This window comes from Peribacillus sp. NPDC006672 (assembly GCF_050274955.1).
In the GTDB taxonomy this organism is placed as follows: Bacteria; Bacillota; Bacilli; order Bacillales; family DSM-1321; genus Peribacillus.
Genome location: NZ_JBNNOR010000008.1, coordinates 97062 through 117092 on the forward strand (window position 1 = coordinate 97062; position 20031 = coordinate 117092).

Genomic DNA, 20031 nt, shown 5'->3' on the forward strand with positions numbered 1-20031 from the left:
GGGACACTTTATGACAACGATATTTGCAGTGCATCATAAAGGTGAATGTGCCATGTCCGGTGATGGGCAGGTTACTTTAGGAAATTCAGTAGTGATGAAGCATACAGCAAGGAAAGTAAGAAAAATCTTTAAGGGTAATGTCCTTGCAGGATTTGCAGGTTCTGTTGCAGATGCATTCACTTTATTTGAGATGTTCGAAGCTAAACTTGAAGAGTATAATGGCAATCTTCAGCGTGCTGCCGTCGAAATGGCAAAGCAATGGAGAAGTGACAATGTACTGAGAAAGCTGGAAGCCATGCTAGTTGTGATGGATAAGAACCATTTGCTGCTCGTTTCTGGTACCGGGGAAGTAATTGAGCCGGATGACGGGATTCTCGCCATAGGATCTGGAGGGAATTATGCACTGGCTGCCGGCAGGGCATTAATGCGATTTTCAAGTGACCATTTATCGGCAAAGGAAATCGCTCAATCATCTTTACAAATTGCAGCGGAAATTTGTGTATTTACGAATACGAATATAATCGTGGAAGAGTTGTAAGGAGGAGCGCAAATGTCAAAAAAAGCTAATTTAACACCGAGGCAAATCGTTGAAAAACTGGATCAGTATATCGTAGGGCAGCGTGAAGCAAAACGGGCAGTGGCAGTGGCTCTTCGGAATCGCTACCGACGTTCCCTTCTCTCGGACCAACTTCGTGATGAAGTCGTTCCGAAGAACATATTAATGATTGGACCGACAGGCGTTGGGAAAACAGAAATAGCTCGGAGAATGGCTAAATTGGTAGGTGCTCCTTTTATAAAAGTTGAAGCAACAAAATTTACGGAAGTCGGATATGTCGGCCGGGATGTGGAGTCCATGGTTCGTGATTTGGTGGAGACTTCCGTACGCCTCGTGAAGGAAGAAAAGATGGCCAGCGTAAAGGAACGGGCAGAAGAAAATGCAAATCGCCGTTTAATAGAGCTATTAGTGCCATCAACAAAAAAACAGAGTAATTTCAAGAATCCTCTTGAAGTCTTTTTTGGTGGCAATAACAATCAAGACGAACAGGATTCGGAAGATAATTCCGAAGATTTAAGCTTGCAGGAAAAAAGGAAAATCGTCGCCGAAAAGCTGGCAAATGGTGAGCTGGAAAGTGAAATGATTACGGTTGAGGTGGAAGAACAGGCTGCTTCGATGTTTGATATGCTCCAAGGTTCGGGAATGGAACAAATGGGGATGAACATGCAGGACGCTTTAGGAAGCCTGATGCCGAAAAAAAGCAAGAAGCGCAAATTGAAAGTAAGTGAAGCAAGAATCGTTTTAACAAATGAAGAAGCGGCAAAATTGATTGATATGGATGAAGTCACTTCTGAGGCAGTATACGGAGCTGAGCAAAATGGGATCATCTTCATTGACGAAATCGACAAAATTGCCAGTAAGCAGTCTGGAAGTTCATCAGCGGATGTTTCAAGGGAAGGTGTCCAAAGGGATATTCTGCCAATCGTCGAAGGCTCGACAGTCGTGACTAAATATGGTTCAGTTAAAACGGATCATGTCTTATTCATTGCGGCAGGGGCCTTCCATATTGCTAAACCTTCCGACCTTATCCCTGAATTACAAGGTAGATTCCCGATCCGTGTAGAGTTGAACAAACTGACAGTAGACGACTTTGTACGGATTCTTCATGAACCGGATAATGCTTTGTTAAAACAATATGTTGCTTTGTTAGAAACAGAAGGTATAGAAATTGAATTTTCTGACGATGCTGTTCGTAAGATAGCTGAAGTTGCCTTCGAAGTGAATCAAAACACAGACAATATTGGTGCAAGAAGACTTCATACCATTTTAGAACGGCTGCTTGAAGACTTATCGTTTGAAGCACCGGAAATTACGATGGAGAAGATTACAATTACTCCCCAATATGTCGAAGGAAAGCTTGGTTCTATCGCCCGGAACAAAGATTTAAGCCAGTTTATCCTTTAATCAAGAAACAATTGGTAATAATTTGCAATGAAAATAAAATTACGGAAATACAACTTCATAGTTATTGTGAACCATGGTATTTTTAGGAGGAACAAATCAAATGAACTTATTAGAAAAAACAAGAAAAATCAATGCAATGCTCCAAAAAGCAGCAGGTAAAGCAGTTAACTTTAAGGAAATGGCCGAAAGTTTAAGTGAAGTTATCGAAGCGAATGTTTTCGTTGTCAGCCGCCGCGGGAAGTTACTAGGCATAGCAGTAAGTCAGCAAATCGAAAATGAACGCATGTACAAAATGTTGGAAGATAAACAATTCCCAGAAGTGTACACAAAAAACCTATTCAATATTCCCGAAACATCTTCCAATCTTGATATCGAAAGCGAATACACTGCTTTCCCAGTTGAAAACAAAGAGCTTTTCGCAACGGGATTAACAACGATCGTACCGATTATGGGCGGGGGAGAACGTTTAGGAACATTGGTTCTTGCTCGATTACAAGAAAAATTTCACGATGATGATTTAATTTTGGCTGAGTATGGCGCGACAGTGGTAGGTATGGAAATCCTTCGTGAAAAATCAGAAGAGATTGAAGAAGAAGCTCGTAGTAAAGCTGTCGTTCAAATGGCAATTTCCTCGTTATCGTACAGTGAATTGGAAGCTATTGAGCACATTTTTGAAGAGCTTAAAGGTAATGAAGGCCTGCTTGTAGCCTCAAAAATTGCAGACCGTGTAGGTATCACTCGTTCCGTAATCGTCAATGCGCTTAGGAAGCTAGAGAGTGCAGGAGTAATTGAATCACGCTCTCTTGGAATGAAAGGTACTTATATAAAAGTATTGAACGATAAATTCCTACTTGAGTTAGAGAAGCTTAAAAATAATTAATAAACAAAAAAGGCAGTCCTTTAAATAGGGCTGCCTTTTTTGTGCGTAAATTGAATGGTAAGGTGTCTAGGACTGACAAGCTATAGTGGTGAGCGAAAGGAAGAAGTGGTAATTCGGATTAAAGATCTTAAATGGAAATATATGCGTGGGGTTTTTTATGAAAGGGTAAATATATTATTATAATTTTTGAAATGATACAAACAGTGATAATAGAACGGGGCGGCCATTCTTTATATTAAAGAGGAATTTGTCGAATGGATTGCCACTTTGAAAAAGAAAAAGTGCATGTACCATTGTTTTTTTTATAAATCCTTTGTTTTAAAGGGTGGAATCAGATAAATGGAAATAATTTCTTGAAAATAAATGCTAAAATTAGTTCTAAAGTATCAGGTATATTGGTTCGTTTTTCGATATGCTAAATAAGCTAATACAAGTAAAATTTGGTTAAAATGTAGAATAACCTGATAAAATGTAATATAACGTAATATTAATCATTGAATAATACTAAGAAAAACGTCAAATTTGAGCAAATTGTGACATTTTTCGACTGTAATAGGTCTAAAGTCTTTGTGTTTTTATGGACATAGTTATTATGTTTCTTTAAAATTAAACAATGAATGCATTGGGTTAATTTATTGATAAATCAACTATTTACTAAATATTGAAAGAGGTGATCGATATGGAACTATTTTCAAATACTTTTCAATCACTAGAAAATGCTCTTAATTATTCTAATACAAAACAAAAAGTCATTTCACAGAACATAGCCAATTCGGATACGCCTAACTATAAAGCTAAAGAGGTCGACAAAACACAATCATTTAAAGCAGAACTGGGATCTTCCCTAAAGTCATATCGGACAGATGAAAGACATTATACCTTCAAATCAGAAGGGGGGCATGCTTCTCCCATCGTATTTCAGAAAAATGTCCAATATAACAATAACGGAAATAGTGTGGACGTTGATAAGGAAATGACGGATCTTGCTGCAAATCAGATTTATTATAATGCAGTCTCTGAGAGGCTTTCAGGAAAGTTTCAATCATTGGAAAATGTAATTAGAGGAGGTAAGTGATGGGAATCTTCCAAAGTATGAACATGACTGGATCTAGCTTGACCAGTCAAAGGTTAAGGATGGATGTAATCTCTGCGAATATGGCTAATGCCGATACGACCAGGGCGGAATATGACGCGGAGTCGAAAACATGGAAGCCATACACAAGAAAAGCGGTTGTGCTGCAAAGTAAGGAAGAAGGTTTTTCAAGTTTCTTAAATGCAGCAGCCGGAAAAACTAACGGGGTCGGGAATGGAGTAAAGGTGACTGGAATAGTAAAAGACAGAACACCCTTTGAACTGGATTATAATCCGGAACACCCAGATGCCAATGAAGATGGTTATGTTGAAATGCCGAATGTCGACCCGCTTAGGGAAATGGTCGATTTAATGAGTGTAACACGTTCATATGAAGCAAATGTGACAGTTTTAAATGCATCAAAGGGAATGATGATGAAAGCGTTGGAAATCGGAAAATAACAGTTTGAGAGGAGAGTGTTGATATGGAGGGAGTTTCTCTTTCGGCAGTGAACAATGCAGGTAATGTGCTGAAAAAAGATCAGAACAAGACTAATACACCATACGAAGCACAGCAAAATTTTGCGTCCGTATTAAAAGAATCAATAAATAAAGTTAACGAAACACAAACGGCATCTGATGACCTTACAACCAAACTGGTTAATGGAGATGATGTTGAGCTGCATTCGGTGATGATAGCTTCACAAAAAGCCAGCGTTACCATGCAGGCTACATTAGAGGTTCGGAATAAGGTTGTAGAAGCCTACCAGGAAATGATGAGAATGAGCATATAGCATTCATTTTTAAACCTCATTAATATAGAGAAAAAATGATCAGGGGGAAAACGAATCCCCTACTCATAAATTCATAGACTGACCGGGGGATTTAAATGAATGAAGTACTAGTGTTTAAAAATAAAGTGGCTGCATACTGGATGAGCCGCAGTAAAAAACAAAAAATCATGATGATTGGATCAGCAGCATTAATTATCATCATCATTACGGCTGTTTCAATTTTAACGACGCGTACGACGCTGGTGCCCTTATATTCCAATTTAACTCCATCGGAGACAGGGAGCATCAAAGAAAATTTAGACAGTAAAGGGATTAAAAACGAAGTTTCTGAAAATGGTACGACCATAAAGGTTCCTGAAGAAAGCCTGGATTCACTTAAAGTGGAATTGGCAGCGGAAGGAATTCCGGACTCGGGGAGTATCGACTATTCTTTTTTTAGTCAAAGTGCTGGTATCGGAATGACTGAAAATGAATTCAACGTCATAAAACTGGACTCGATGCAAACGGAATTGGCCAGTTTAATAAAAAAGATTGATGGAGTAGAAGATGCCAGTGTAATGATCACTCTTCCTGATAAAGGAGTTTTTGTCAGTGATACGACTGGGGAAGCGTCCGCATCAATTGTATTGAAAACGAAACATGGTTATAAATTTGAAGAAAGTCAAATCAACTCACTTTATCATCTGGTCTCAAAAAGTGTACCGAATCTTCCTACAGATAATATCGTCATTATGAACCAAGACTTTGAGTACTTTGACCTTGAAAATGAAAATTCATCTTTCGCGTCCGCATTTGCTACTCAAAATGAAATTAAAAAAGAAATAGAACGCGATATTCAAAGACAGGTACAAAATATGCTTGGAACGATAATGGGGCGAGACAAAGTGGTTGTTTCTGTCACGACAGACATTGATTTCACTCAAGAAAACCGAGAAGAGAATTTAGTTGAACCGGTCGATGAAGAAAATATGGCTGGAATCGAGATATCTGCGCAAAGGATCAATGAATCGTATAGTGGGGATGCAGCAGGTGCAGGAGGCGTTCCGCAAAGTGAGGATTCCTCTGATTCATTAGGATCAAGCTATGTTGAAGGCACAACTGGATCCGGTGATTATGAAAAAGTGGATGAAACGATAAATAGTGAAGTGAACCGAATCAAGAAGGAAATAGTCGAAAGCCCATATAAAGTTAAGGATTTAGGTATTCAGGTCATGGTCGAACCGCCCACCGCTGACGATCCGAATTCTTTAACTCAACAGAGTGTGGATGATATTACACGAATCCTAGGCACGATAATACGCACGACAATCGAGAAAAAAGCTGAAGGGGAAGAACTAACGGACGAGGAGCTTAATAATAAAATTGCGATTTCCGTTCAACCGTTTAACGGAAAAATGACGTTGCCAAAGGATGAAACGCGTCCATTGTTACCAATATGGGCATACATCGTTGGTGGAGTGCTTTTACTTGCCATTATCATTCTCTTAATCTTATTCTTCCGTTCCCGAAAGCAAGTTGAATTGGAAGAGGAATACGTGGTCGAAGAAGAGGAAGTCGCATTCGACCTTCCTGATTTAAACAAAGAGAAGGAAACGGAAGCATCTTTAAAAAGAAAACAACTTGAGAAACTTGCAAAAGAAAAGCCAGATGAATTTGCAAAATTATTAAGAAGCTGGATAGCAGAAGACTAGGAGGCTTTAGAAAGTGACAGATAGAAAAAAAAAGGCCGGATTGACTGGCAAACAAAAAGCTGCCATCCTTCTTATTTCCTTAGGCCCGGATGTTTCTGCATCCGTATATAAGCATCTTTCTGAAGAGGAAATTGAGAGATTGACCCTTGAAATTTCGGGGGTGAGAAAAGTGGACTCCCATGATAAAGAAGAAATTCTGGAAGAATTCCATAATATTGCTTTAGCACAGGATTACATCTCGCAGGGCGGGATAGGATACGCAAAGCAGGTACTTGAAAAGGCACTAGGCTCTGAACAGGCAACCGCCATCATTAACCGTTTAACCTCTTCCTTACAGGTTCGTCCATTCGACTTTGCACGAAAAGCGGATCCTGGACAAATCTTGAATTTTATCCAGAACGAGCATCCGCAGACTATTGCCTTAATCTTATCCTATCTTGATCCTGCACAGGCTGGACAAATATTGTCTGAACTTCCGCAAGAGGTGCAGGCCGATATTGCAAGAAGGATTGCTTTGATGGATAGCACGTCGCCGGAAATCATCAATGAAGTGGAGCAAATACTCGAAAGGAAACTTTCCGCGACCGTGACCCAAGATTATACACAGACTGGTGGAGTAGAAGCTGTTGTAGATGTGTTGAATGGTGTTGACCGCTCGACGGAACGAACGATCTTGGAAGCGCTCGAAATTCAAGATCCAGAACTTGCCGAGGAAATCAAGAAACGCATGTTTGTTTTTGAGGATATCGTGACCCTTGATGGCAGAGCGATTCAGCGTGTAGTCAGGGAATCTGATAACGAAGACCTTAAACTTTCTCTTAAAGTGGCAAGTGATGAAGTGAAGGAAATCGTTTTCCGAAACATGTCAAAACGTATGGTGGAAACGTTCCAGGAAGAAATGGAATATATGGGGCCTGTACGTTTGCGTGATGTAGAAGAAGCACAATCGAGAATCGTTGCTGTTATTCGCCGTCTGGAAGAAACTGGGGACATCGTGATTGCCCGCGGCGGAGGGGATGATATCATTGTCTAGGATTATAAAATCCCAGCAAGCTCATCAGGAGAAAAGCAAAAAGATAGCGATAAAAGTTCGCCCGTTTGACTTTCTTCAAAATGAAAATGCAGATGAGGGGATAAACCTTCACCATTTTCAATCTGATGAATTTCTGAGGGATGCTAAACAGGAAGCCGAAACGTTATTAATGGATGCTAAACAAAAAGCCCAAGCGATAGCTGCTGAAATCCAGCAAGACCGAGAACATTGGGAGAACCAAGAAAAAGTAATGTTTATTGAACAAGCTCAAAAAGAAGGGTATCAGCAAGGAGTCGAAGATGGCTTCCAAAAGGGTTATAACGAGATTGCAGCGGAAATAGCTTTTGCAAAAGAAGTGGTGGAGTCCTCTAAAAAAGATTATCGTCAACATATCGAATCATCTGAAATCGTTATTTTGAATCTTGCCGTGAAGGTGGCGGAGAAAATTATCGGGCACCAGCTTGAAAAAGATGAAGAGTCTTTTTTATCCATCGTCAAGAGAGCCATCAAAGAGGCGAGGGATTACCGTGAAGTGCAATTGCACATCCACCCGGCCCAATATCAATCGATTCTATCTCATAAGGAAGAGTTGATTGCAATATTTCCAAAAGATACTGAGTTGTATATCTTTCCAGATGATGAAATTGAAGAAAACAGCTGTATTATCGAATCCGAAAATGGAAGGATAGATGCAAGTGTCGACAGTCAGCTGCAGGAAATAAAAGTGAAACTAACTGAGTTGCTGTGGAAGGGGAGTAAAGATGAAAACTAGAGACCTATTGCCCTTAGTTGATGAAGTTGATCCATTCAAACATTATGGACGGGTCAAACGTGTCGTAGGGTTAATGATAGAATCTCAAGGCCCTGAAAGCTCAGTTGGCGACGTTTGTTATATCTATACAGGTATACAAAAAAAGAAAAACCGAATATTAGCCGAAGTTGTCGGTTTCCGTGATGAAATGGTTATTTTAATGCCATTTACAGCTGTTAGTGATATAGCACCGGGATGTATCGTGGAAGGAAGCGGACGGAGCCTTGAGATAAAGGTGGGAGGAGGGCTCATTGGCAAGGTAGTCGACCCATTGGGACATCCCATTGATGATTCATTGCTTCCAAAGGGTTTAGCTACCGTTCCAGTGGATCAAGATCCGCCAAATCCGATGAAACGCCCTCCCATTAATGAGCCGATAGATGTAGGAGTACGTGCGATTGATAGTTTATTAACAGTTGGAAAAGGTCAACGTGTTGGTATCTTTGCTGGGAGCGGTGTTGGGAAAAGTACGTTGCTTGGCATGGTAGCAAGGAATACGACGGCTGACTTGAACGTAATCGGTCTTGTTGGAGAACGTGGCCGTGAAGTTCGTGAATTCATTGAGAAAGATCTTGGACCAGAAGGGCTGGCACGATCAATCGTTGTTGTGGCGACATCTGATCAGCCAGCGTTGATGAGGATAAAAGGCGCTTTAACGGCAACTGCTATCGCCGAATATTTTCGTGATAAGGGATTGAATGTGATGCTGATGATGGATTCGGTCACGAGGGTCGCGATGGCCCAGAGGGAAATTGGGCTTGCTATCGGAGAACCGCCCACGACCAAAGGTTATACGCCCTCCGTTTTTGCCATCCTTCCAAGATTACTCGAAAGAACGGGAACAAATCAGCTGGGTACCATTACAGCGTTTTATACGGTTCTCGTCGACGGTGATGATATGAATGAGCCGATTGCTGATGCTGTTAGGGGAATATTGGATGGTCACTTCATACTAGACCGTAACTTAGCCAATAAAGGACAGTTTCCAGCGCTCAATGTCTTGAAGAGTATAAGTCGTGTCATGAACAATATTGTTGGGGACATACATAAAAATTCCGCAGAAAAATTAAGGGCAAGTTTATCAACCTATATGGAGTCTGAAGATTTGATTAATATAGGAGCGTATAAGAAGGGCTCTTCCAAACAAATTGATAACTCCATTACACGCTATCCTGAGATCATTTCATTTTTAAAGCAAGGCACCCATGAAAAAGCTCCAAAAGATAATAGTATTAACGCCCTTGTCGAATTGATGGGGAAAGGTGATTAGTTATGATTTATCAATATAAATTCGAGAAGATCCTGACCATTAAGGAAAAAGAAAAAAACGATGCATTAGCTAAATATAATACTGCGCTAAAAAAATTTGAAGAAGTGGCAGAAAAGTTATATAGGCTTTTAAAGAAAAAAGAAGAGTTGCTTGAGTTTCAACAGGAAAAGCTGCGAAATGGATTATCCGTTCAGGAAATTCGCCATCATCAGTTATTTATGGACAACTTGGAAAAACTCTTAAGCCATTGTCAACAGGAAGTCATTGAAGCGCGATACAAGATGAATGTTCAACGGGATATATTAATGGATAGAAATATTGAGGTTAAAAAGTACGAGAAAATGAAAGAAAATGATTTTCTTAAATTCCTTGATGTCATAAAGGAAGCCGAGAATAAACAAATGGATGAAATTTCTATCCGGCAATTCTTAAGCAAAGGCGTTAGGTGATAGAATGCGTAAAAAAAGTGAATCTAATGGATTGGAAGAATTGGAAAAAAGCCAGATAAGTAAGTTCCAATGGTTCCTTGTCATCTTCATTTCTTTAATCTTTGCGGTAACTGTAGCGTTGATCGTTTTTACAGTTGCAGGTGTCAATGTTGTGGAAAAGGCCAAGGGAATGTCTGGGAAGATACCCTTCATTGAATCGGGTCATAAGGATGAAGAGAACGGTAATTCAGCCAAGGAAAATGAGAAAGTTTCGATGAAGCTCGAAAAATTAGAAGCTGAGATTGAAAACAAGGAAAAAGAGATAGGCAAGCTTGAGGGCATCATTGATACACGTGACAAGGCCATTAAAAAGGCAGGAGCGGAAAAACAGCAGCTTCAAACTGAAATGAATCAACTTAAGGGTAGTCAGAATGGTAGTAAACAGGCGTTCAAAAATATAATCCGCACTTATGAAACCATGGCTCCTAAGAAGTCTGCACCTATCATTACTGAAATGAATGATGAAGACGCAGTGGAGATTCTCTCAAGTATGAAAGCAGCCACTTTAGCTAAGGTATTGGAGCAAATGACAACGGCTGATGCTGCAAGGTTAACGAAGAAACTAACTGAACAAAGTCCTTAAGAGGAAAGATTAAGGAGGTGAATAATATATGAATTCAGCCATTAATTCTTTACTCCCCTTGGCATCATTAAGTCAAAAGGCACCAATTAAGCAAAATCAGCAAACCAATTCCGGGTTTGGTTCGGTCCTTCAATCCGCCTTAGTGGCAGAACTTCCCGCTCCATCGGATTTAGGCGACATCACCGAAGAACGATTGTCTGTTATAAAGGACTTGCTTGGTTTTTTGAAACTTGAAAGGTTAAGTGATACTGGGGAAGAGAGTGTTGTTGAAGATATTTCTGTAAACAACCATGAAGAATTCAGCACCCTTCTATTACAGGTACTAAAAAATGTAGCCGGAGATGATGAGGGTGCCCTTACGGATTTCTTTGCGAGCATAGAGGAAATGGATGTAGAACAAGAAATGGATGACTTCAGCCTGAATTCACAAAGTTTGTTATCTGCCAATGTCATGGAACTATATACAATCCTAAAAAAAGTTACTGAATTGAGTGAAGAAGAATGGCATGAGCTCCCATTATCTGGTGTGGTGAATCTTTTGAAACTGGCTAAGATTCAAGATCTTCTCTCGGAGAGTAAGGATATGACACAAGATGAAGCGGCCATACAGAAACAAATGAAAAACCTGCTTGAAGGGATAACGGGGAAACTGGAGAAAATGCTTTCCAATCAGTCAGAATCAAAATCAGAACATCGTCAATCCAACATTTTGGAAAATGGGCAAAATAAAACAATAGAAACATTGAAAAGCGCATTCTTGCAATTAGCTGGGAGTGACAAGGTAAGTAAAGGCAGGACAAGCAGCAGCGGTGTGACTTTGCAAAATGCTGATAGCGGTAACCATCAAGGTCCTGGTTTGCCTTTGCTCATGACAAAGTTGGAGCAATTCGTCTTGACAGCTTCCAAAGGTGAGCAAACTGTCAGTCAAGAAGAGTTTGTTAAACAATTTGAAAATATTTTGAGTAAGGCTAATTTTAGCGGAACCAACGGTGTAAATAAACTTTTGATCAGATTGAATCCCGAACATCTAGGGTCACTTAGAATCGAGTTGATTCAAAAGGATGGTTTGCTTTCAGCCAAGATTATGGCTACTACTGCTCAGGCCAAAGATATGCTGGAGAAACAGATTCATGGCTTAAAACAAGCCTTTAGCGGTCAGAACATTCAAATTGAAAAAATAGAAATATCACAGGCCTTCAATGCTTTTAACCCCGAGAAATTCAGCCAGAAAGATGCGGATGAACAAAATAAACAACAAGAGAGTAAGGAAGAAAGCAATGATGAGACGGATAGTGAGTTTACGGGATCCCTTGCCGAAGCGTTGTTAAATCTGGAAGTGTAGGTGTTAAAATGACGACCATTGATACGTCACTATTATTATCAAAATATCAAACTGAAAACAGAAAAAACGGGGATGCATTAGGAAAGGATGATTTCTTGAAATTGTTGCTTACCCAGCTTCAAAACCAGGATCCGTCAAATCCGATGGACAACACGGAATTCATCGCCCAAATGGCCACTTTTTCTACTCTGGAACAAATGATGAATATGGGAGCCCAATTGGAAGAAATAATCGATATCAATCAACAAAATAGTATCATGAACTTTAACTCTTTTGTCGGTAAGGAAGTCACTTGGCATAAATTAGGTGATGGTGATGATGATCTTGCGGTAGAAGAAGGAACAGGCATCGTGAAGTCGATCCAATATAAAGGTGATGGTGTTTATTTCATTTTAGAAGATGGCACGAAGCTTGTACCCGCCAATATTTCAGAAATGAAACAAACAAGTTCCTCGGCAAATAGCTTAACGGCGGCAAGTGAATTAATTGGCAAACGTGTTTCCTGGATGGATGAAAAAAATGGAGAGGCATCGGCTGTCGTTATCGCTGTGTCCATGAATAATGGCAAGCTGCAAATTGAAGTGGATGATGAAAGCAACAACAGGCTATCATCAGAGCAATTGATTAAAATCGCTGAAGCTTAATGGGCGGGAATATGAATAAACTTGGTTTTCAAGCAAATTCCGCTCAGATGATGGCACAAACAAAATTGCCGTTAAGGCAAGGGCAGATGATCCAACAAGGTTTCCAACAGCATTTCAATTAGCTGTTTCCACTAATGAAAAATTGACCATTAGTAAACATGCTCAAATGCGGATAAATGAAAGAAATATAGAAATACCACCACAAACCTGGGAAAAAATAACCGATAAAGCTAATGAAGCCAAAAAGATGGGCGTGACCGAATCTCTTATCCTTACAGAAAATGCGGCACTCATAGTAAGCACGAAAAAAAACAAAGTCATCACAGTCATGGACAGGGATGAAGCATCATCTCGAATTTTTACGAACATCAATGGAACTATAATTTTGGATTAATAGGCTGGACCTAGAATAGGAAGCCTAGACTGTGGAATGACAGAAGCAGTCGCTATATGAAAGGGGAGCTTTTACATGCTTCGTTCAATGTATTCGGGAATAAGCGGGTTAAAAAACTTACAAACAAAATTGGATGTTATCGGTAATAACGTCGCCAATGTAAATACTTATGGTTTCAAAAAAAGCCGTGTAACATTCAGCGATGCCATGAATCAAACGGTATCTGGGGCAAGTGCAGCAACAGCCAATAGAGGCGGAACCAATTCTAAACAAATTGGGTTGGGTTCCACGATTGCTACAATCGATACCATCCATACACAGTCAAGCTTGCAAACGACCGGCCGCGATCTTGACTTGGGGATATCTGGGGATGGCTATTTCATTGTCAAACAAGGCGATGCAGTTTCGTATACACGTGCAGGAAACTTTTATCTAGATGCTAATGGTACGCTTGTCAACTCGAATGGGTTGAAGGTACAAGCTTACAAGGTTGATGAAAACGGAAAACGATCAAATATTCTCGGTGACGTTGCGGTTAACGTCAATGCAATATTACCTGGTGTAACAACTACTAAAATATCAGTAGGTGAAAATCTATCTGCTGACGCAATTGATGGTACCGTATTTAGTCAGCAAATAAAAGTCGTGGATGCAAAGGGTAAAGAACAAACGGCAACTATCTATTTCCAAAAAAATAGTGATGGTAAATGGGGTGTTTTTGATGAAGAACCTGCTGATTTAGAGGATACTTCAGCTACTAAACCAAAACCGTTCACTTCTGTTAATTTCGATGCTAATGGTCAGATAGTGGAAGCTGATAAAACTAAGGAAGGTCTAACCATTAACATTTCAAGTGGCAAAGAGAATGACCCGGATACGGATGCTGATGAAAGCGTTCAAAAAATCAAATTGGATTTTGATTTCTCGAAACTTAATCAATCTAAAGGTGCTACGACTGCTCTTGTCAATCCAAATGGTAATAAAGAAGGGAAACTGGAAAGCTTTAATATTGGTGCATCAGGGGAAATAAATGGCGTTTATTCCAACGGTATGATCACAACATTAGGCCAACTGGCCGTTGCCAAGTTTTCTAATCCATCAGGCTTGACGAAAACAGGTGGTAATACTTTTCAGGAATCAATCAACTCAGGTACTGCAAACATCAATACCGCAGGTGAGGGCCGGGGGTTGATTGCATCAGGTTCCTTGGAAATGTCCAATGTAGATTTATCGGAAGAGTTTACTGAAATGATCGTTGCGCAACGTGGTTTCCAGTCGAATTCCCGGATCATCACGACATCGGATGAAATTTTACAAGAATTGGTTAACTTAAAACGATAGGTTAAGGGGGGAGGAGCCAGGTGCTTATTGCTCTGGCTCCTAAATATCATTATCAAAGTCACAAGGCTCAATGGAAAATGCTTTCATATAAATGCATTGTACATAGATACAGTCGAGTCATTGCCAGATACCACCATTACTTTTACAAATGGTAAGAAAATCGTTGTGCTTGAGAAAGAAGAGGAAATGGTTGAAGCTATTATACAATTTTATCGTACCGTGAATATTCTCGGTTTTCGTAATGATGTGGAGGAAAAATCATGAAAAAAAATCTATTTTCAATTATGTTGATTATATTCGTGGCCATAACGCTTGTTGGTGTCATAGCATTCGTGGTTGTGACAAAGTTATCTGACCCCACATCAGCAGAAGAAAAACCTAGCATTGACGATATTGTCAAATCATCAGTTGAAATTCCCGAAATTACAACGAATCTTGCTGGCAATGATTATATCAAAATCTCATTTATGGTCCAAACAGAAAATAAAAAAGCAAAAGAAGAATTGGAAAAAAGAAGTTTTCAAGTGAAAAATATCATTATTACCGAACTATCCGAAATGAAAGCGGAAGTGTTAACCGGTAAAAAAGGCAAGGAAAAGCTTCAAGAAGAGCTAAAGACTAGAATGAATGAATTAATGGAAGAAGGAAAAGTTGAAAAGGTTTATATAACTTCCTCGATTCTTCAATAAGAACTTCCTTGCTTCATTAAATAAGAAGGGGAAGCTTTGGAGGTGAGTGTTAATGTCCGGGGAAATATTATCGCAAAATGAAATCGATGCTTTATTATCGGCCATTTCCACAGGTGAAATGGATGCAGATGATTTAAAGAAAGAAGAAATAGAAAAAAGAGTGAAAGTGTATGACTTTAAAAGGGCACTTCGGTTTTCAAAGGATCAAATCCGAAGTTTGACTAGGATACATGAGAACTTTGCAAGGTTGCTGACCACATACTTTTCGGCTCAACTTAGGACATATGTTCAAATATCCGTTGCTTCTGCAGATCAAATACCATACGAAGAGTTTATTCGATCGATCCCGAAAATTACCATCCTGAATGTGTTTGAGGTGCCGCCATTGGATGGCCGAATCATTCTTGAGGTCAACCCGAATATAGCTTATTCCATGATGGATCGAGTTTTGGGCGGGCGGGGCATAAGCGTGAATAAGGTAGATAGTTTAACGGAAATAGAAACGAAAATCATGTCGAATTTATTCGAGAAGGCTTTTGAAAATTTACAGGAGGCCTGGGGAACGATTGTTGAAATCGAACCGGTGATGACAGAGTTTGAGGTGAATCCACAATTTCTTCAATTGGTTTCGCCCAACGATACTGTTGTTGTCATTTCCTTGAATACACAAATCGGCGAAACGAGTGGAATGATTAATATTTGTATTCCTCACGTCGTATTAGAACCAATCATTCCAAAGTTATCTGCTCATTATTGGTTGGAAAATTCCCAAAAGGAAAAAATTCCAGAGGAAATCATGGTTTTGGAAAAGCGTATCCGAAACGCAGACCTTCCCATTATTTCCGAACTTGGTTCTACCGATATCACCATCCAGGATTTTTTACTGCTAGATGTTGGTGATATCATCGATTTAAATAAGGCAATTGATGAACCTTTGACCATTAAAATTGGAGGAGTCCCAAAATTCAATGGGCAGCCAGGAAAAGTTGGAAAAAAACACGCTATCCAGATTCTTGATATTTTGAAAGGGGGAGACGAAGATGGTAAGTGGTGAAATGCTTTCACAAGACGAAATAGATGCTCTTTTAAAAGGTACAAGTGATATAGAAGATGAGATGAAATCTCTTATGATTGACGATTATTTATCAATGATGGAACTCGACGCCCTCGGGGAAATTGGTAATATCTCTTTCGGAAGTTCGGCTACTGCCTTATCCACTTTGTTGAATCAGAAAGTGGATATCACCACCCCGACGGTTACCTTAATTGAAAGGGGACAGATTGCGGAAGAATTTCCTCATCCGTATGTAGCGATTCAAGTGCAATATACCGAGGGTTTCTCAGGTATTAATATGCTGGTCATCAAGCAGAGCGATGCTGCAATCATTGCAGATTTGATGCTTGGCGGTGATGGGGAGAATCCTTCTGACATGCTCGGAGAAATTCAATTGAGTGCGGTCCAGGAGGCCATGAACCAAATGATGGGGTCTGCTGCTACATCGATGTCGACCATTTTCAGTAAAAAAGTGGATATTTCCCCTCCTAGCATAGATTTACTTAACTTTTTAAATGGTGAAGGGGAAAATGCGATACCAGACGAAGATTTATTTGCAAAAATCTCGTTCCGACTCCGTGTCGGTAACTTAATTGATTCCAGTATTATGCAATTGTTGCCTTTAGAATTTGCTAAAGGGTTAGTCTCTGAATTATTGAATGGAACGGGCGAAAGTGAACCGACCGATACGAAAATGGAAAAAGTACTAAGTGATCCAGTAACAAACATTCCACCTCAGGAGCCGGCACCATTCCAAGACGCCGGGTCTAATCAATCGGCAAATGAATCTTTTGGGCAAGGCGGTTACCAAACCCACCCTACGAACCAAATACCGAATGTGCCGCAACATTTTGGAGTTTCATCCGTACCAGCAGGGCAGCCGGTAAATGTTCAGCCTGCTAGTTTCACTAGTTTTCAGCCCTTCCAGCTTCAAGAGGCTGAAACGAAAAACCTTAGCATGCTGATGGATATCCCCCTACAGGTAACTGTGGAGCTCGGGAGAACGAAGCGCTCTGTCAAGGATATTTTGGAGCTGTCCTCCGGATCTATCATCGAATTGGATAAATTAGCCGGCGAGCCAGTGGATATCCTGGTAAACAGTCGCTTGATAGCAAAAGGTGAGGTTGTAGTGATTGATGAAAACTTTGGCGTACGTGTTACGGATATCATGAGTCAAAGTGACCGATTAAATAAAATCAGATAATTTGGGGGACGAGAATAATGGCTAATAGAATTTTAATTGTGGACGATGCAGCATTTATGAGAATGATGATAAAGGATATCCTTTCTAAAAATGGCTTTGAAATTGTCGGGGAAGCAGCAGATGGAGCCCAAGCAGTGGTCAAATATAAAGAAACGCTTCCTGATCTTGTAACGATGGATATTACCATGCCTGAAATGGATGGAATTACTGCATTAAAGGAAATTAAAAAGGTTAATCCTCAAGCCAAGGTCATTATGTGTTCAGCGATGGGTCAACAAGCCATGGTCATTGATGCAATCCAGGCGGGTGCAAAAGACTTTATCGTGAAGCCATTCCAGGCAGACCGGGTATTGGAAGCCATAAATAAAGCATTAAGTTAAGAGGGTGTCTTCATATTGTTTTTTATTAAAAAATGGCTTCAGGTCTCATTGATGATTGCAGTATTCTTCTCTGGGGCCATACAGGCCCATGCGGAAGATCTTGATAAAACGGTGAAGGATGTTTATAAAAAGCATGATGATTTAAAAGTGGATGAGGATGAATCAAAAGACTCGCAATCTACCAAACAGGCTTCGAATCCGGATAAAATTGGAATAACCGTTTGGGAATTTCTTAGGATGATATTTGCTACTATTTTTGTGGTGTCTATTCTATATATCCTATTAAAGTTCATCAATAAAAAAAGTAAATCGTATCAAAAAGCAAATTCAGTTGAGAATTTAGGCGGCACGAGCCTTGGTGCAAATCGTTCTGTCCAGCTTGTTAAAGTCGGCGGGCGGATATTGGTGATTGGGGTTGGTGAAAATATTCAACTCTTGAAAGAAATAGATAATCCTGAGGAATATGAACAGCTTTTGAGAGATTACAACGATAAGATCGATCAAATGATCCAGCCTGGGGAATTTGCAATGAAGTTGAAAAATAAGTGGTTGAATAAAAGAGAATCCGAAACCGCCAGTTTCCCTGCAGAGTTCAAAAATCAACTCGATCAAATGTCTGAAAGCAGGAAGAAGCTGTTGAATGAGCTTGATAGGAAAGGAAGAGGCAATGAATGAATGAGTTCATGGAGTTTTTTAATAACAGTGACCCCGCCAATGTCTCTACTTCCGTCAAACTTGTTCTTCTAATGACCGTTTTATCACTGGCCCCAAGCATATTGATTTTGATGACCTGTTTTACAAGAATCATCATTGTCCTGAGCTTTGTGAGAACATCGCTGGCTACACAGCAGATGCCGCCGAATCAGGTGCTGGTCGGCCTGGCTCTTTTCATGACATTCTTCATAATGGCACCGACTTTTCAGGAAGTGAATGAAAAGGCATTAACCCCGTTATTTAATGAAGAAATAGATTTAGAAGAGGCATATGTGCAGGCCTCGATACCTTTTAAGGAATTCATGAGTGCGCATACAAGGCAAAAGGATCTGGCTTTATTCTTGGAGTATGCCAAGGTGGATAAACCGGAAACGATACAGGACATTCCCTTGACTGCCTTTGTACCAGCTTTTGCAATCAGTGAAATCAAAACAGCTTTTCAAATAGGTTTTATGATTTTCATTCCATTTTTGGTTATTGATATGGTCGTTGCAAGTGTCCTGATGTCGATGGGGATGATGATGTTGCCGCCAGTCATGATTTCCCTGCCATTTAAAATCCTCCTTTTCATTCTTGTCGACGGATGGTATTTAGTAGTGAAGTCATTATTACAGAGTTTTTAAGCAGGTGAGAAAAAGTGAGTGCAGAGTTTGTTATTGATGTAGCAGAAAAAGGAATTTATACAGTTTTGATTATCGCTGGTCCATTGATGGTAATTGCTCTTATTGTAGGGCTATTAGTAAGCATTTTTCAGGCGACTACACAGATTCAGGAACAAACCTTGGCATTCGTTCCAAAAATCGTGGCAGTCTTATTGGGACTCATATTATTGGCTCCATGGATGCTGAGCCATCTATTATCATATGCAAATGAAATATTCGGTAATCTGAATCGATTTGTAGGGTAGGGCATGGAAGAAATATTTCCGCACTTTCCCGCCTTTTTATTAATTGTAGTAAGGGTCACTACGTTTTTCGTGGCCATGCCGATTTTTTCTTATCGTTCAATACCGGTACAACATCGAGTAGGGCTAGGGATCTTCCTTGCCTGGATCATGTACTATACCATTGAAGCCCCGGTTCTGGACTTGGATGTCACATTTTATTTATTAATTATAAAGGAAGCGCTTGTAGGGCTTTTCATTGGGTTTGCTGCCTATATGATTTTATCGGCCGTTCAAATCGCTGGTGGATTGATTGATTTTCAAATGGGCTTTTCAATTGCCAATGTCATCGATCCCCAAACTGGGGCTCAAAGCCCATTGATGGGACAATACCTTTACACAATCGCCTTATTATTCCTATTGAGTACTAACGGCCATCATTTGCTTTTGGATGGAATCTTTTATAGCTATCAGTTCATCCCGATTGACCAATTATTTGTGCCATTCGGAGATCATACACTAATCGAATATTTGGCGAAAGCATTCAGTAAAGCTTTCATGATTGCTTTTCAAATGTCCATACCAGTCGTGGGAAGTATTTTCTTAGTAGATGTCACGCTTGGAATCCTTGCTAGGACAGTCCCTCAATTAAATGTGTTCGTGGTCGGAATTCCAGTGAAAATCATAGCCGGGTTAGTGGTTATAGTACTGGTGATGGGGATGATGATGACGGTTGTCACCCAACTTTTTAATTTTTTGCTTTTGACGATGCGTCATCTAATGCAGTTGATGGGAGGCGTTTGAT

At 40.0% G+C, this 20031-nt stretch carries 25 protein-coding genes; all 25 read left to right on the top strand.

What is annotated here, in order from left to right:
* The first annotated feature begins 10 nt into the window (after positions 1–10).
* The 25 genes from hslV to fliR all read left to right on the top strand — a co-directional run bounded on the left by hslV (position 11) and on the right by fliR (position 20030).
* Complete coding sequence (gene hslV, locus ACQKKK_RS14660; protein WP_054396900.1) at positions 11–538, top strand: HslVU peptidase proteolytic subunit; 528 nt, start codon at positions 11–13, stop codon at positions 536–538.
* A 12-nt stretch (positions 539–550) separates the two neighbouring features.
* On the top strand, positions 551–1960 hold the full coding sequence (gene hslU, locus ACQKKK_RS14665; RefSeq protein ID WP_427616848.1) for an HslU--HslV peptidase ATPase subunit: 1410 nt from the start codon (positions 551–553) through the stop codon (positions 1958–1960).
* Between the two features lie 100 nt (positions 1961–2060).
* Entirely contained in the window at positions 2061–2840 is a 780-nt protein-coding gene (codY, locus tag ACQKKK_RS14670; protein ID WP_427616849.1) for a GTP-sensing pleiotropic transcriptional regulator CodY, read from the top strand.
* A gap of 679 nt (positions 2841–3519) precedes the next feature.
* Positions 3520–3915, top strand: a complete 396-nt coding sequence (flgB, locus tag ACQKKK_RS14675; protein WP_427616850.1) for a flagellar basal body rod protein FlgB — start codon at positions 3520–3522, stop codon at positions 3913–3915.
* Positions 3915–4373 (top strand): flagellar basal body rod protein FlgC, encoded by a 459-nt coding sequence (gene flgC / locus ACQKKK_RS14680; RefSeq protein ID WP_427616851.1) that lies wholly within the window; start codon positions 3915–3917, stop codon positions 4371–4373. The genes flgB and flgC overlap by 1 nt, the downstream gene beginning before the upstream one ends.
* A 23-nt stretch (positions 4374–4396) precedes the next feature.
* Complete coding sequence (fliE, locus tag ACQKKK_RS14685; RefSeq protein ID WP_427616852.1) at positions 4397–4705, top strand: flagellar hook-basal body complex protein FliE; 309 nt, start codon at positions 4397–4399, stop codon at positions 4703–4705.
* Between the two features lie 95 nt (positions 4706–4800).
* Entirely contained in the window at positions 4801–6396 is a 1596-nt protein-coding gene (gene fliF / locus ACQKKK_RS14690) for a flagellar basal-body MS-ring/collar protein FliF (protein WP_427616853.1), read from the top strand.
* Positions 6397–6409: 13 nt separating this feature from the next.
* Positions 6410–7429, top strand: coding sequence for a flagellar motor switch protein FliG (fliG, locus tag ACQKKK_RS14695; RefSeq protein WP_427616854.1), 1020 nt, complete (start codon positions 6410–6412; stop codon positions 7427–7429).
* On the top strand, positions 7422–8201 hold the full coding sequence (gene fliH, locus ACQKKK_RS14700; protein ID WP_427616855.1) for a flagellar assembly protein FliH: 780 nt from the start codon (positions 7422–7424) through the stop codon (positions 8199–8201). Before fliG ends, fliH begins: the two co-directional genes overlap by 8 nt.
* Positions 8191–9510: a flagellar protein export ATPase FliI gene (gene fliI, locus ACQKKK_RS14705; RefSeq protein ID WP_427616856.1), complete on the top strand. Its 1320-nt coding sequence runs from the start codon at positions 8191–8193 to the stop codon at positions 9508–9510. The genes fliH and fliI overlap by 11 nt, the downstream gene beginning before the upstream one ends.
* 2 nt (positions 9511–9512) lie before the next feature.
* Entirely contained in the window at positions 9513–9959 is a 447-nt protein-coding gene (gene fliJ, locus ACQKKK_RS14710; protein WP_427616857.1) for a flagellar export protein FliJ, read from the top strand.
* A gap of 4 nt (positions 9960–9963) precedes the next feature.
* The gene (locus ACQKKK_RS14715) at positions 9964–10581 is read left to right on the top strand and encodes a MotE family protein (protein ID WP_427616858.1); all 618 of its coding nucleotides are present in this window, start codon (positions 9964–9966) and stop codon (positions 10579–10581) included.
* Positions 10582–10609: 28 nt separating this feature from the next.
* Positions 10610–11923: a flagellar hook-length control protein FliK gene (locus ACQKKK_RS14720; RefSeq protein ID WP_427616859.1), complete on the top strand. Its 1314-nt coding sequence runs from the start codon at positions 10610–10612 to the stop codon at positions 11921–11923.
* An 8-nt stretch (positions 11924–11931) separates the two neighbouring features.
* Positions 11932–12567, top strand: a complete 636-nt coding sequence (flgD, locus tag ACQKKK_RS14725; protein WP_427616860.1) for a flagellar hook assembly protein FlgD — start codon at positions 11932–11934, stop codon at positions 12565–12567.
* A gap of 142 nt (positions 12568–12709) precedes the next feature.
* Positions 12710–12961: a TIGR02530 family flagellar biosynthesis protein gene (locus tag ACQKKK_RS14730; protein ID WP_427616861.1), complete on the top strand. Its 252-nt coding sequence runs from the start codon at positions 12710–12712 to the stop codon at positions 12959–12961.
* A 75-nt stretch (positions 12962–13036) separates the two neighbouring features.
* On the top strand, positions 13037–14302 hold the full coding sequence (flgF, locus tag ACQKKK_RS14735) for a flagellar basal-body rod protein FlgF (protein ID WP_427616862.1): 1266 nt from the start codon (positions 13037–13039) through the stop codon (positions 14300–14302).
* A 48-nt stretch (positions 14303–14350) separates the two neighbouring features.
* Positions 14351–14566 (top strand): flagellar FlbD family protein, encoded by a 216-nt coding sequence (locus ACQKKK_RS14740; protein WP_125161988.1) that lies wholly within the window; start codon positions 14351–14353, stop codon positions 14564–14566.
* A complete protein-coding gene (gene fliL, locus ACQKKK_RS14745; RefSeq protein ID WP_427616863.1) occupies positions 14563–14991 on the top strand; it encodes a flagellar basal body-associated protein FliL in 429 nt (142 codons plus the stop codon). Before ACQKKK_RS14740 ends, fliL begins: the two co-directional genes overlap by 4 nt.
* A 52-nt stretch (positions 14992–15043) precedes the next feature.
* The gene (fliM, locus tag ACQKKK_RS14750; RefSeq protein WP_427616864.1) at positions 15044–16045 is read left to right on the top strand and encodes a flagellar motor switch protein FliM; all 1002 of its coding nucleotides are present in this window, start codon (positions 15044–15046) and stop codon (positions 16043–16045) included.
* Positions 16032–17249, top strand: coding sequence for a flagellar motor switch phosphatase FliY (gene fliY / locus ACQKKK_RS14755; RefSeq protein ID WP_427616865.1), 1218 nt, complete (start codon positions 16032–16034; stop codon positions 17247–17249). The genes fliM and fliY overlap by 14 nt, the downstream gene beginning before the upstream one ends.
* 17 nt (positions 17250–17266) lie before the next feature.
* Positions 17267–17629: a response regulator gene (locus tag ACQKKK_RS14760; RefSeq protein WP_427616866.1), complete on the top strand. Its 363-nt coding sequence runs from the start codon at positions 17267–17269 to the stop codon at positions 17627–17629.
* Between the two features lie 15 nt (positions 17630–17644).
* The gene (locus ACQKKK_RS14765) at positions 17645–18304 is read left to right on the top strand and encodes a flagellar biosynthetic protein FliO (protein ID WP_427616867.1); all 660 of its coding nucleotides are present in this window, start codon (positions 17645–17647) and stop codon (positions 18302–18304) included.
* A complete protein-coding gene (gene fliP / locus ACQKKK_RS14770; RefSeq protein WP_427616868.1) occupies positions 18301–18966 on the top strand; it encodes a flagellar type III secretion system pore protein FliP in 666 nt (221 codons plus the stop codon). Before ACQKKK_RS14765 ends, fliP begins: the two co-directional genes overlap by 4 nt.
* Positions 18967–18980: 14 nt before the next feature.
* Positions 18981–19250: a flagellar biosynthesis protein FliQ gene (gene fliQ, locus ACQKKK_RS14775; RefSeq protein WP_089362478.1), complete on the top strand. Its 270-nt coding sequence runs from the start codon at positions 18981–18983 to the stop codon at positions 19248–19250.
* Between the two features lie 3 nt (positions 19251–19253).
* On the top strand, positions 19254–20030 hold the full coding sequence (gene fliR / locus ACQKKK_RS14780) for a flagellar biosynthetic protein FliR (RefSeq protein WP_427616869.1): 777 nt from the start codon (positions 19254–19256) through the stop codon (positions 20028–20030).
* Position 20031: the final 1 nt, after the last annotated feature.

Coding starts and splice junctions, on each gene's coding strand:
- hslV (WP_054396900.1), top strand. CDS start 11: ATGACAACGATATTTGCAGTGCATCATAAAGGTGAATGTGCCATGTCC.
- hslU (WP_427616848.1), top strand. CDS start 551: ATGTCAAAAAAAGCTAATTTAACACCGAGGCAAATCGTTGAAAAACTG.
- codY (WP_427616849.1), top strand. CDS start 2,061: ATGAACTTATTAGAAAAAACAAGAAAAATCAATGCAATGCTCCAAAAA.
- flgB (WP_427616850.1), top strand. CDS start 3,520: ATGGAACTATTTTCAAATACTTTTCAATCACTAGAAAATGCTCTTAAT.
- flgC (WP_427616851.1), top strand. CDS start 3,915: ATGGGAATCTTCCAAAGTATGAACATGACTGGATCTAGCTTGACCAGT.
- fliE (WP_427616852.1), top strand. CDS start 4,397: ATGGAGGGAGTTTCTCTTTCGGCAGTGAACAATGCAGGTAATGTGCTG.
- fliF (WP_427616853.1), top strand. CDS start 4,801: ATGAATGAAGTACTAGTGTTTAAAAATAAAGTGGCTGCATACTGGATG.
- fliI (WP_427616856.1), top strand. CDS start 8,191: ATGAAAACTAGAGACCTATTGCCCTTAGTTGATGAAGTTGATCCATTC.
- fliJ (WP_427616857.1), top strand. CDS start 9,513: ATGATTTATCAATATAAATTCGAGAAGATCCTGACCATTAAGGAAAAA.
- ACQKKK_RS14715 (WP_427616858.1), top strand. CDS start 9,964: ATGCGTAAAAAAAGTGAATCTAATGGATTGGAAGAATTGGAAAAAAGC.
- ACQKKK_RS14720 (WP_427616859.1), top strand. CDS start 10,610: ATGAATTCAGCCATTAATTCTTTACTCCCCTTGGCATCATTAAGTCAA.
- flgD (WP_427616860.1), top strand. CDS start 11,932: ATGACGACCATTGATACGTCACTATTATTATCAAAATATCAAACTGAA.
- flgF (WP_427616862.1), top strand. CDS start 13,037: ATGCTTCGTTCAATGTATTCGGGAATAAGCGGGTTAAAAAACTTACAA.
- fliL (WP_427616863.1), top strand. CDS start 14,563: ATGAAAAAAAATCTATTTTCAATTATGTTGATTATATTCGTGGCCATA.
- fliM (WP_427616864.1), top strand. CDS start 15,044: ATGTCCGGGGAAATATTATCGCAAAATGAAATCGATGCTTTATTATCG.
- fliY (WP_427616865.1), top strand. CDS start 16,032: ATGGTAAGTGGTGAAATGCTTTCACAAGACGAAATAGATGCTCTTTTA.
- ACQKKK_RS14760 (WP_427616866.1), top strand. CDS start 17,267: ATGGCTAATAGAATTTTAATTGTGGACGATGCAGCATTTATGAGAATG.
- fliP (WP_427616868.1), top strand. CDS start 18,301: ATGAATGAGTTCATGGAGTTTTTTAATAACAGTGACCCCGCCAATGTC.
- fliR (WP_427616869.1), top strand. CDS start 19,254: ATGGAAGAAATATTTCCGCACTTTCCCGCCTTTTTATTAATTGTAGTA.